The following is an 11,997-nucleotide window of genomic DNA, read 5'->3' as shown; positions in this document are numbered from 1 at the left end:
ACTCTCTTCTCAAGAGAATATCGGCACTTTGTCTAATCACAACATTAATAGCATTGGAATGTGAACTAACTCATCTCACAGCTCACTTACTTCCGATCAAAAAATACATGTTCTGCCTGTAGCTTGCCAAGATGTGTTTTCATAATGCCAAACGAATACTGTTTCTGAAAACGCCGATCCGTAGGTGAACCAGGGTTGAACACCAACACGTCATCCACCGTATGCATAACCGGGATATGCGAGTGTCCATATACGATAGCGTCCACTTGCTGTCCTGCAAAGGTCTGAATGGCATTTTGTTCTGTCGACTTTGAGCCCTGATGACCGTGCACGAGCCCAATCCGAAGACCATCTGCCTCGACAATACGAGAAAATCCAAGCTTATCCGCAACTTCAGGAGGATCCGTATTGCCTGTAACACCGGCTACTGGCGCATAGTTGCTTAGCAGTTTGTACACACTCCAGTCAGACCAATCGCCTGCATGCAAAATAAGATCAGCATCAGACAGCTCTTGTACTAGAGGCTCAGGCAATTCACGTGCTCTTCTGGGTAAGTGCGTATCCGAGACCACGATAATTTTCATGTTACTGCACACCTTCCTATCTCTGTACCTAGAATGGGTTTCCATCACTGCGCCGGCGTTGAAACCTCGTCCATCTCCAAACAAGAGCGTTCCATATCTTCAAGGGTAATTGATGCAAAAAACTGCTGTACCTTCTCTTCAGCTACCTTATATAGATTGTTCAGCAATCCATCGATCCGTAAACCTACATTACAGTCTGGATTGCAATTGCCGTGAATCGGAAAGAGAGGCCCTTCATCCTTAGCAGCTTCGTAGATCATGGCTAACGTAATTTCACTGGAAGGTTTCGCTAGATAGAATCCTCTTGTTCCTGGAGAAGAATCCACAAGACCTACCTTTTTCAGCCCACCTAGAATACGTCTAACGACGACAGGGTTCGTATTAATACTACCTGCGATCATTGCAGAAGTGATTCGTTCAGGGGCATCCAAGGACAACAGCAACAAGCAATGCACACTGACCGAAAAATGAGTACTCATGATTAACCACCTTTTAGAGGTTGTTCAAAAAAAACGCTTTTGATTACGAAGGATGCCTGTTGGCATCTCAGCGTCAAATATGGAACTCAGCTGAAATAAGTAGACGCTCACGAAGGTTGTTTCCTTCGGAAACAATGTAGTTGCTCACGTAGTTTATCCTACGCTTCGCTACTCCATTTCTAGCTTCATCCCATCTTCTTGGTACTGAAAACCGTCCTTTTTGAACACGCACTTTTATTATTAACATTTCCAAACATTAATTTCAGATGCTTGTTTAATCCATAACATTTTAGAAGCGCAACTCGCTGTTTATTTATTCAGGAAATAGGTTCTGTTCAGGACGTGCCCTGATTTTGAGCTGCCGAACACTATATTCAAGTTGCTTCACAATATCATCTAGTTGTTTACGGTCAATCTTCGTTGGATCATCTACCGGCTTGGCCGTCGACTTCAGATCCCGGATGACGATCTGCTGCTCCTGCCACTTATCCATCAGATCCGCTATGTTGGCGTAGAAACGCTCATAGTCTTTGATGACCAAGTCTAGGTATGCATCAACCTCGTCAGGGTCATATCCGCGAAGTTTATAGTTAAATTGTTTCTCATGAATTGACAATGCATCGAGCTGCACGCCAAGTTGCTTGAACAATTGTCTTTGTTTATCCAATCTTCGTTTCATATGTTCATCCATAATGACAACCTCCATTATATCAAATGCGCAGCAACTTCCATATGAATTTTATGGGTCTGCGGCATTTCTCTCTCTATTTTTTATAACACATTATCGTTCAGATATGAAACCAGCGTAGCCTCTATTTCAAGCAAAACATGATTGCTCCTCGTTAAAATCGGGTAAGGACTGACTACACACCCATTACGGGAAAGGAGCAAGTCGATATGAGTACATTAACGAAAGATCAACTTCACCAATTAAAGGATGCTCTTTTGGAGCAACGTGAAAATTTACAGCGCCATTTTGAATCCAGCATGGAAGATGGAGCTCCAGCAGAATCTCTCAAAGATTCAACCGGTGAGCTGTCATCATACGATAACCATCCAGCAGATGCAGGTACAGAAACGTTTGAGCGTAGCCGGGATCTCGCCGTAGATGATACCTTGAGCGATGAATTCGATCAGGTGAACGAGGCGTTGGAACGAATTGAAGATGGTTCTTATGGAACCTGTATCACCTGTGGTAAGGATATACCATTTGAACGACTGGAAGCCATCCCTTACACCGCCTACTGTATTGACGATACCCCACAGCGTGATCTAAGCAACGATCGCCCTGTCGAGGAAGAAGTGATGACCATGCCTCCAACTGGTGCTGGTGAGGTCAGACAGCGTAATGCAGGTAAATTCGATCATGCAGACGCATGGGAAGCGGTCAGCGAGTATGGCACGTCCAATTCTCCAGCAACAGCAGCCAAACGCGAAGTAAGAGATTATGATGAGAACATGTAGTCTTCAATCATAATATTCTACATGGAATTGGTTAACTGATCTGTTGGTCAGCGATACTACCCTTGCCGCTCAGCGATTGTTCTGAGCACGCATGAAAAAGCCGCCATTGGCGGCTTTTTTCTACGTTCACATCCACTTGTCTTATAATACCCCTTGCTCATCTTCAGATAACATTGCGGTTAGTTAATCAGGAGGTCTGAACGAATCCAATTCCTCTAAGACTGAACCTGATCATGACTTCGGCTTAGAACTGGACTTCCTTTTCTTAGACGGCTTTACGTCGGTCTTTGAATCCGGCTCATCCTCCAATTGTTTGGACAAACTGGAGAATAACCGAAACTCTTCTTGAGCATCTTGTTTCTTATCATTTGTAAAATAAGGCTCGCATAACTTCGTAATATCCTTAAAGAGCTGCTCTGCTTCTTCATTCGTTGCATATAAGGTCATGTCAGAGATGAACATACGATCACCTTGATTAGCCTGTTTCATGAACCTCTCACGACTCTGCTCATACATTTCATTTAATAACTTCAATGTTTCCGATTGAAAGACCTGCTTGAGCGGTGAATCACCCTCATCTTCATGCCGAAGATGAATCTCGCCTTCAAAAGGCTCGTAGTATTTGGCAATAATCCCATTGATTTCGCGTGTGGAGACGAGGGTAAGCAATCCGATCTTCTCCAGCTTTTTCACATGATAGTGTACCTTCGCAGGCACCTCTCCCATTAAATCAGCTACTTCTTTCACCGTAGAGGGTCTTCCCTGTTTACGAAATGTGTTCATGATCTGTATACGGTACGGGTCAGAATACACTTTGATCTCTTCTATTGTTGAAAGTACAATGTGCTGCATCCCTTATATCCTCATTTCCGGGCTTATCTCTATATTATACCGTTCCAACAGGACTTTGGTCAAAATGCTCCGGAATATGAAAAGGTCAATGACTCATTAGTGTTGTTTAGTAGAACGAATGTGAACTTTCACAACTTAGACGTCGGAATTCCATGTCCTTCATTCACGACATCTGCCGAAAACTTTTGCTAAAAAGAATCATAATAACAGACAACGCAAGCAGCAGACCAAATACGATGAACAGTACAGGCAATGCAATCCACTCCGCCAGCGCTCCAGCAGCCAAACTACCAAGCGGAACAACACTGAGACATAACATACTTTGAAGAGCTGATACTCTACCGAGCATCTCGGAAGGGGTAACCTCCATCAGATAAGAGGCAAGTGGTGTCGTAGCGAGTGGGATCCCGAATCCCATCAGCAAGCAGCAGGCGGCGGCAGCAGGCAATTGGTAGTCCGACATATAGGCAGGCAGTGCAGTTAATGCATAACTAAGACCGAGCATGACAATGCCGCTAATGACCAGCATGCTTTTACGATAATTCGCTCCTGCATGTGACATCCATAGCCCACTAAGCACCATTCCCCCTACCATCAGTCCACTAAGCAGACTCAATCCGCCCGCTCCTGCCTGAAGTGTCTCCATGACATACGGCGTTCGTAGAACATTAAAGGGCATTAGACAGAAATTGACGAAAGCAAACAAGATGGAGACGATGAGCAGAAGGACATGTTTACGAACAAAAAGAAAGGCATCCATCATTTCGGAAAATATACTTTTGGCGTTAGAAGACTGATTCACCGAATCATCATGTATAGCTCGATTCTCATGCTTAGACGATGTATTGCTGGTTGGATACACAACACGACTCATGCATATTGCGCTTAAGGCGAACAATACAGCATCGATAAAAATAGTCCATGCAATGCCTGCTGTTGCAATGAGCGCCCCTGCCAACGCAAGTCCTGCAAGCTCTGCCACTCTTGACGCTGAAGACGACATCGCATTACCGGAAAGCAACATGGATTGAGGCAATAACCGCGGTACACTGGATACCTCTGCAGGCGAAGTGAAGCACTCTAGAAGCGAGATCAGGATGGTTACAACGAACAGATGCCATACTTGCAATTGACCCAAACCAAACAACAAAGCTGTGATACCAACAAGTAATCCACGCCCCGCATTGGTGAGTACAATCACTTTTTTAGGCGACATTCGGTCAACCAGTGCTCCTACGAACAGACCCAGCAGAATATTAGGCAAGAAATTAACCGCGAGCAGTGTCCCCATTAGCAACTTCGAACCCGTTAACATATACACCATCCAGCTATAAGCGATTGAATCAATCGAATCACCAAACCTAGCGATAACCTTGCCTAGCATAAACTGCACGTACGGTCTGATACGTAACAATTCTCCAATTCCCTGCTTGCGTACCACTATACCTTCACTCATTGTTAATCCGCCTTTCAACGTTAAAATATTTTTAATGTTAATATTATTTTAACGAATCTTTAACGAAAAACAACCCCTTCGTGAAAATAATTTTATCGTCAGTTCTTAGAACGATTGTTTACTTCGCTTTTCACCAACAACAATTCCCTATTACTTCTCTACAACTAAACGGCAATAAACATACAAAAAAGACCCTCATCCCGAAGGATGGAGCCTGTATTAAGCTATATGGTAGTGCCAAGTTAACAACGCAAAAGGTGGCAGGTGGTATGGAAACCTATGCTTTGTTAATCACTATCCGCTGACGTGTTCTTGCTGATTCCAGACAAGCATCAATGACACGCATATTATTCACTGTATTTTCGGGTTCAAAAGGTAAAGGCGTACCCTCAAGCACAGCCGAAGCAAACGTCTCTGCTTGCAGAACAAACGAATTAGAAACGGATACACGCTCCTCACGACTTACGGAATCGGTATGCACAATGATCTGTGGTGGAATATCACTGTTCTCCCAGCCAAACACCTTCGGTAGTTCAATACGACCATCTGTACCGAGAATCTCCATCTCGGCTCGACCAGAAGCCCACATTCCACAATCAAAGGTTAAGGCGACACCTTCAGGAAACTCAATTAAGCCTGAGGCCATCATATCTACACCATCATGTTCATCGGAAAATAGCGCATGTACCGTAACCGCCTCTGGTTCCTGCCCAAGATACATACGTGCTGCGGAGATTGGGTATACACCTAGGTCAAACAATGATCCGCCGCCCATTTCACGTTTGAATCTCACATTTTCCTTATCATCTGCGGTATTGCACGTAAAATTACCATGAATGGCTCGAACGGTTCCAATCTCACCACTGGCAATGATCTCCTCTACCCGTCTATGCTTAGGATGGTAGCGATACATAATTGCTTCAGCGAAGATAACGCCATACTCTTTGCATATTTGTATCATTTCGGAGCTTTCATCCGCATTCAATGCTGCAGGCTTCTCACATAGAACGTGCTTTCCAGCTTGGGCTGCTCGGATTGTCCATTCCTTATGCATATGATTCGGCAGAGGAATGTACACTGCTTCAATCTCAGGGTCCGCGATAAGCTCTTCGTAACTACCGTAGGATCTAGGAATGTCCAATTCTTCTGCAATGGCATCAGCCTTCTCCTTACTACGACTAGCAATGGCAAGCACTTCGCCACGCTCAGACTGCTGTATTGCCGGTATAACCGCATTTCTTGCAATCGTCGAGGTACCCAGAATGCCCCACTGTAATAGTCTGCTCATGCTTATCTTCCTTTCGTACCGTAGTTATCCTGCTCTGCCTTATGGAGCATGCCGAGACACCGATCCAAGTCTGTTTTGACCTGTTTTTTGTACAACTCGGCCTTTTCTGCTCCGTCATCTGTAAAGTGATACAAGACAATCTCTTGAAAGTCGACTTTGGGATCGTTGCCCTTGAGCTTTTTCGTTCGATAAAAGATTCCCTGCTGCACCAGCTCATGAAGTGCCCGGTATATCTCGCTCTGAGGCGGTACATAACCATAATCCTTGAATTCTTGCTTCATTTCCTCTAACATTTCATACCCATATCCTCTATGCTGCTCTACCATCGTTATTAGATAAAGTTTGATAAATGCTCGTTGTGCAATCATAAATGCCACGTTGTTTCCCCCTCCTATCCATTAACCTATCTGTGTGTATTATAAAACTTATGTTCGGTTTCTGCCATCTCGCTCCGTTTTTCTCGACTCTTCTATCCTGTTGGACTTTATTCGCCCCTCCTTTAGTCTAACGATTACTTGGAAGTACGAAACATGAAGAAATAGAGAGGACAGCGGGTGGAAGGAACGGGTTTATTATTGTGAATTTTTCAGGTGTTGAATTTTTAAAATTTTGATCTTTATGTACCTGAAATCCGGATCTTCTGAAGCGAACGGTGGAAAATCCAAAAACGCAAATAGGGTACAGAGCGCTCACTTGAATTTTCCACGGTAGTCTAATTGAAATTATTATGAATTTTTCATATGTTGCTTTATTCGCATGTTACTTTTACCACCTGGTACGGTGCCGACGATCCATTTGCCCCAACCGATTCGCGAAATAAGCCATGTCAGTACACAAGATAATGCCAGTGCGAGAATCCATGTGAGTATCGTACGAATGGTCGGATTAATCCCCCAAGCAACATAAAGTAGTTCATCCGGAATGTAACTGTATCGTAGCATAAGCATGTGCATCAGATAACCGCCGTAAGAAACTCCACCAATCCATCCAAGCCACCGAACAGCAAAAGGATTCCGCAGCTTACCCGCCAGTTGATACATTACCATGATCGAAGCAATGAGGAATATTGCCATGTCAGGTCTGATTAGACTCACGGTGTAAAAAGTGATACGAATGCCTTCCGGTTTTTGATATTCCAGCATTAATAGATATGTAAACCGTAATCCGAGCACAATAAACACGGTCCAGTACATCCAGCGTAACCGTGATATCCACATATTCCAGTGTTGCACTGAGAGTCCAGCCACCGCACCTAGTACAAAATAGAAAAAGAAATATAAGAAATTACGGTCTGCATAGGTCGTAAACGCTTCGGTTAATACAGGAATGTTCAGTCTCTCCATAAGGGCAGCTATGTTGCCAAGTTGATCAGTAAGGATAAGATATACCACGCCAGTAAGAAGTAGTGCTATCCCCCGTCCTCTCGATCCAAATCGATTGTATACATAACGAATGGCGCGCAGGAATAGTGGAAACAGCACATAGAATTGAATCAGCATAATAATGTACCAGAAATGAGAGGTCGTTTTTCCTGTTAGCAATTTCAACCCCAGCTCCGGTAGTTCCTGCCACCCGATTCCTCTAATTCCATTTGGCGTAAGGACAAAATAAATCAAGGTCCAAATGACGTATGGGATGATGACATCCGTTAATCGTTTATGCATAAAACGACTGTAGTTCAGCTGATCTCCTGTGTTATAGAAGAGCACCATACCTGTAATAAAAATAAATAGAGGCACTGCGAACTTCGTAAGCATTAATAGGATTGCTAATAACACGCCATCCTCTAGCTTGGTTTCTGGAACAATTGAAAAGTGTGCAATCGAATGTTGTAACACGACGGCCGCAAAAGCCATCCCCCGAAGGGATTCAATTTCCACAATTCGTTCTTTTCGAGGCATAACGTTCAGCCGCCTTTCTTGGTTTTACGTTAAATAATAAGTACAATATGACAGTACACATTTTGTGCCGATCGGGGTGATCTACATCATGGATTCTAAGGAAGAACAAACTACAATTGATTCGAAATATGTACAGCAGCATTTAGCGAATGAACGGACTTTTCTAGCTTGGGTGCGGACGGGGATTGCTCTAGTTGGTATTGGCTTTCTTGCTGCAGGATTTGGGTTCAGCTCATCTCTCTATGATCAGATTGCTCATATTGCCGCAATTATTACAGGAGTGACGTCTCTGGTTAGCGGTATTCTCATTATTCTCACTTCAGCAAGCTCCTATCATCGCAAACGCAAACAAATAAATCAACAAACGTTCCAAGCTACTACGCACTTAATTCAATTCTTAACCATTACCATACTCGTTATCGGACTCGCCTTGGCCGTTCTATTGTATGTATTGTTATTCCCTAGTGGATAGCGTTCACATCCTTCAGTCCAGACCCTGCGTTCCCTATACAGGTTCAAAAGCCGGCTTCCTTGAGGAAACCGGCTAATGCCTATCTCATGAATCTTAGAAGTCGTCATGAATGGTAGATTCATAACAATCTCTTATAGGAATGTATTATTGCCGAAGCGTGCCGCCTTCGTCTGAGCTTCGAGTCTACGCTCTTCCATATCTAGATCTGCTCGTTCAGCAGGCACATCCGTTCGATCCGCACTGTATCTGTCGCGGTTCAACTGGCTGTGATTACTGAATACATCATAGACATGCTCGTCTCGATCCGACGAGTCAACGAGAAGCAGGATTTTACCACCTTGCACATATTCCTCGTATTGCTTGGCGTCTTCTTCTGGAATACCCAGTCCGACAAGTCCACCTACAAGCCCGCCGGCTCCTGCACCAACAGCCGCACCCGTAAATGCCGCCGCAATTGGTCCCGCTGCCAGTATTGGTCCAATCCCTGGTATGGCGAGCGCTCCAATACCTGCGAGTAATCCAGCAACACCACCGAGTACGCCACCTGTTGCAGCCCCTGCAGCTACACCTTCTGGCGCTTTAGTGCCCGTCTCTTCACGAATAGCTTTCAGGTCATCTCGATCCTGTGTAACAACTGAGATCTCATCTGAACTGAATCCTTGAGCTTTCAGACTCTCAATAGCCTGCGATGCCTCACGTTCTGTATCAAAAACACCTACGATTTTTTTCTGCATAGTGAATCCCTCCTCATTGGTTTGAGTGGTTCGCTATGTTATTACCCGTCTTCATTTCTTTCAAACGTTTCTGTCCGAAATAATATGTGTTCGTATGATAAAAATACAATCAACCGCTACCTATTGATGAGACACTAAACGTTTAACTGCCGCGAGGTTTAGCTCGATTGGTTGCCATCGCTTCTAGTGGGTTATCTGGCCAATAATGTTTGGGGTAACGACCTTTGAGATCCTTTTTCACTTCGAAATAGGTCTCACGCCAGAAATTCGCTAGATCCCGCGTCACTTGTACAGGACGCTGCGCTGGTGATAGCAAATGCACAGTCAGAGGTACACGTCCACCACCGATACGAGGTGTCTCCTGTTGCCCAAACATCTCTTGGAGTCTAACTGCCAACGTAGGGTCTTCAGGACGACTATAATCTATCGGAATCCGAGATCCACTCGGAACCTGAATATGTGTAGGAGCCTCTTGATCCAATTGCTGACGCTGCTCCCAGCTCAGTTCACTTAACAAAATATCTTGGAGAGACAATTTTTTGAGATCTGTGACAGATCGCATTCCACTCAGAAAGGGTCGTAGCCTTGCTTCAAAATCAGTCGTTAGTTCGTCAGTAGACAGATTAGGCCAACCTGGTAAGTGGGTATGCAAAAAGCGTAATCGATCTGCAAGCTGCCGAGACGATTTATTCCAAGGGAGGCAAGACAAACCTTCCAGACGAATGCCACTGATCATTGCCTCCGTGATCTGGTCTTCCGCAGGGTGAGCAATGCCACTCTCCTTCACAACAATTGCGCCAATACGGAGTAATCGGCGTGCTCTTACACTTCGTGTGCTGCGATCCCACACGATGCGATCTTCCTCATGCAACAAATGTGCAGCATGATCCAGCAAGAGCTGCTCCGGCACTGGCGCAGCTAACAGGATGCGTGCATCCGCACCCTGGTCGTCTGCCTCCGCCGCGACCAGCCAAGCTGAACGGCTCAGCGATTCTGTCGCTGCCAGCCGTACACCCCGACCGCTGCTCAGCAGATAGCGGCCATCCTCCCGGCGCTGCCCTATCCGGTCCGGGTAGGCAAAGGACAGTAGCAATCCGCAACTGTCCTCATCCGGCCGGAGCGAATGCTGCGCCGGGCCGAGCGCCGAGCGAAGCTGGCGGCTCTCTTGGAGCATGCGCCGCACGGCAGCCGCGTCTGCGACAGCCGCTGCCGCCTGCGGCATGCCGCTGCTGTCAGCCGTCAGCAGCGCTTCTACGCGCGGGCGCAGATCCGTGCCCGCGCTTGCACTACCGCTGCTGCGCAGGCCCGCGGGCTCCTGCAGCAGCGCCGCCAGCATGCTGGCGTAGCTGGCCAGCCCAAGCTCCGCCGCGCGGAGCAGCATGCTGGCCAGTCGTGGATGAACACCCAGCGTGTTCATCCGCCGCCCAAAGGGCGTGATGCGGCCTGCGTCATCCAGGCCGCCCAGCCGGCGCAGCAGCACCTGTGCCTGGCCGAAGGCCGCAGCAGGCGGGATGTCCAGCCACTGCAGTTCTGCAGGGGACTGGACTCCCCAGGCGGCAAGCTCCAGCGCCAGCGGCGCAAGATCCGCAGAGGTAATCTCTGGGCGCGCTGCCTCAGGCAACGCACCATGAGCCTCCTCGCTCCATAGCCGGTAACACACCCCTGGGGCAGTTCGCCCTGCACGCCCCCGCCGTTGATCTGCCGATGCCTTAGATACCGGCATCGTCATAAGGCGGCTCATTCCTGTGCGTGCCGAGAATACGGATGCCCGGCTAAGCCCGGCATCCACAACCACTTTAATGCGTGCAATCGTAAGACTTGATTCGGCTATGGAAGTGGACAACACAACCTTGCGCATGCCCTGCGGCGCTGGTCGTATCGCTTCATCCTGTCGTTCTAATGACATGCTGCCATATAACGATTGAACTAAGACATTAGCAGGAAGCATCATACTTTCGAGTGCTCGCGCAGTTCGATGAATTTCTCTCACACCTGGGAGAAATACCAGCATGTCACCTTCTTGGTCAGCAATAGCATTAGCTATCTCACGTGCAACGAATTCCTCAAGCTGCGCAGAAGCTGGTCTATGGACGTATCGTGTTTCCACTGGAAAGGTACGGCCAGAACAATCTAACCAGCTCGTCCCTTCACCAAGCAATGCACAGACAGGACCCGGGTCAAGTGTAGCCGACATCACAAGTAACTTCAGATCAGGACGCAACATCGCTCTGGATTCCAACGCCAGTGCAAGACCCAGATCCCCATGTAAATGCCGCTCATGGAACTCATCGAAAATAATCATCGCTGTATCCTCTAGCCCCTGATCCTGCTGTAACATACGCGTTAATACACCCTCTGTTACAACCTCAATCCGAGTATTCTGACTTACTCGTGTATCCATGCGCACCCGATATCCAACGGTCTCCCCCACGTTTTCCCCGAGAGAAGCCGCCATCCGAGCTGCCGCAGATCGAGCTGCCAGACGGCGAGGCTCCAGCATCAATATTTTCCGATCATTAACCCATGGCTCACCCAAAAGTTCGAGCGGAACAACTGTTGTTTTACCCGCTCCCGGCTCTGCGATCAGAACAGCCGTATCCTGTTCCCGCAATTGCTGCTTCAGTTCAGGAATAATCTGTTGTATCGGTAATTCTATCTTCATATCATCGCTCCCACTTGATGTCACACTAACTTTGCACACATATTGAACGAACAACAGACCATGAGCATCACATTACGCAGAACACTCTCATAACAAAGCAATCTC

Annotated in this window: 12 protein-coding genes; 2 read left to right on the top strand and 10 right to left on the bottom strand. The window is 46.7% G+C overall.

Annotation, left to right across the window (positions count from 1 at the left end):
• Nucleotides 1–86: 86 nt before the first annotated feature.
• The 3 genes from V6W81_RS11750 to V6W81_RS11740 all read right to left on the bottom strand — a co-directional run bounded on the left by V6W81_RS11750 (nt 87) and on the right by V6W81_RS11740 (nt 1,754).
• Nucleotides 87–584 carry a metallophosphoesterase family protein gene (locus V6W81_RS11750; RefSeq protein WP_145046478.1) on the bottom strand — a complete coding sequence of 166 codons (498 nt, stop codon included), beginning with the start codon at nt 582–584 and terminating at the stop codon, nt 87–89.
• Nucleotides 585–628: 44 nt separating this feature from the next.
• A complete protein-coding gene (locus V6W81_RS11745) occupies nt 629–1,063 on the bottom strand; it encodes an Rrf2 family transcriptional regulator (RefSeq protein ID WP_338543322.1) in 435 nt (144 codons plus the stop codon).
• Between the two features lie 313 nt (nt 1,064–1,376).
• Nucleotides 1,377–1,754, bottom strand: coding sequence for a DivIVA domain-containing protein (locus tag V6W81_RS11740; RefSeq protein WP_128101499.1), 378 nt, complete (start codon nt 1,752–1,754; stop codon nt 1,377–1,379).
• 206 nt (nt 1,755–1,960) lie between these two features.
• Here V6W81_RS11740 and V6W81_RS11735 point away from each other — a divergent pair, with 206 nt between their 5' ends.
• Nucleotides 1,961–2,527, top strand: coding sequence for a TraR/DksA C4-type zinc finger protein (locus V6W81_RS11735; RefSeq protein ID WP_056700816.1), 567 nt, complete (start codon nt 1,961–1,963; stop codon nt 2,525–2,527).
• 231 nt (nt 2,528–2,758) lie between these two features.
• Here the strand turns inward: V6W81_RS11735 and V6W81_RS11730 are convergent, their stop codons facing one another.
• The 5 genes from V6W81_RS11730 to V6W81_RS11710 all read right to left on the bottom strand — a co-directional run bounded on the left by V6W81_RS11730 (nt 2,759) and on the right by V6W81_RS11710 (nt 8,024).
• Nucleotides 2,759–3,379 carry an ArsR/SmtB family transcription factor gene (locus tag V6W81_RS11730; protein ID WP_056700815.1) on the bottom strand — a complete coding sequence of 207 codons (621 nt, stop codon included), beginning with the start codon at nt 3,377–3,379 and terminating at the stop codon, nt 2,759–2,761.
• 163 nt (nt 3,380–3,542) lie between these two features.
• The gene (locus tag V6W81_RS11725; protein ID WP_338543321.1) at nt 3,543–4,835 is read right to left on the bottom strand and encodes an MFS transporter; all 1,293 of its coding nucleotides are present in this window, start codon (nt 4,833–4,835) and stop codon (nt 3,543–3,545) included.
• Nucleotides 4,836–5,112: 277 nt separating this feature from the next.
• Nucleotides 5,113–6,123, bottom strand: coding sequence for a Gfo/Idh/MocA family protein (locus tag V6W81_RS11720; RefSeq protein WP_338543320.1), 1,011 nt, complete (start codon nt 6,121–6,123; stop codon nt 5,113–5,115).
• A 2-nt stretch (nt 6,124–6,125) separates the two neighbouring features.
• Complete coding sequence (locus V6W81_RS11715; protein WP_056700809.1) at nt 6,126–6,500, bottom strand: helix-turn-helix transcriptional regulator; 375 nt, start codon at nt 6,498–6,500, stop codon at nt 6,126–6,128.
• A 348-nt stretch (nt 6,501–6,848) separates the two neighbouring features.
• Entirely contained in the window at nt 6,849–8,024 is a 1,176-nt protein-coding gene (locus V6W81_RS11710; RefSeq protein ID WP_338543317.1) for an acyltransferase, read from the bottom strand.
• A gap of 88 nt (nt 8,025–8,112) precedes the next feature.
• Here V6W81_RS11710 and V6W81_RS11705 point away from each other — a divergent pair, with 88 nt between their 5' ends.
• A complete protein-coding gene (locus V6W81_RS11705; protein ID WP_338543315.1) occupies nt 8,113–8,496 on the top strand; it encodes a YidH family protein in 384 nt (127 codons plus the stop codon).
• Nucleotides 8,497–8,627: 131 nt separating this feature from the next.
• On the opposite strand, the gene V6W81_RS11700 is transcribed toward V6W81_RS11705, so the two are convergent.
• On the bottom strand, nt 8,628–9,230 hold the full coding sequence (locus tag V6W81_RS11700; RefSeq protein WP_239289421.1) for a general stress protein: 603 nt from the start codon (nt 9,228–9,230) through the stop codon (nt 8,628–8,630).
• A 142-nt stretch (nt 9,231–9,372) separates the two neighbouring features.
• Nucleotides 9,373–11,892: an ATP-dependent helicase HrpB gene (gene hrpB, locus V6W81_RS11695; RefSeq protein WP_338543313.1), complete on the bottom strand. Its 2,520-nt coding sequence runs from the start codon at nt 11,890–11,892 to the stop codon at nt 9,373–9,375.
• Nucleotides 11,893–11,997 lie beyond the last annotated feature (105 nt).

The organism is Paenibacillus tundrae (assembly GCF_036884255.1).
Lineage (GTDB): Bacteria > Bacillota > Bacilli > Paenibacillales > Paenibacillaceae > Paenibacillus.
Note: the sequence above shows the minus strand (reverse complement) of the source record. Positions and strands in the feature narration are given on the sequence as shown.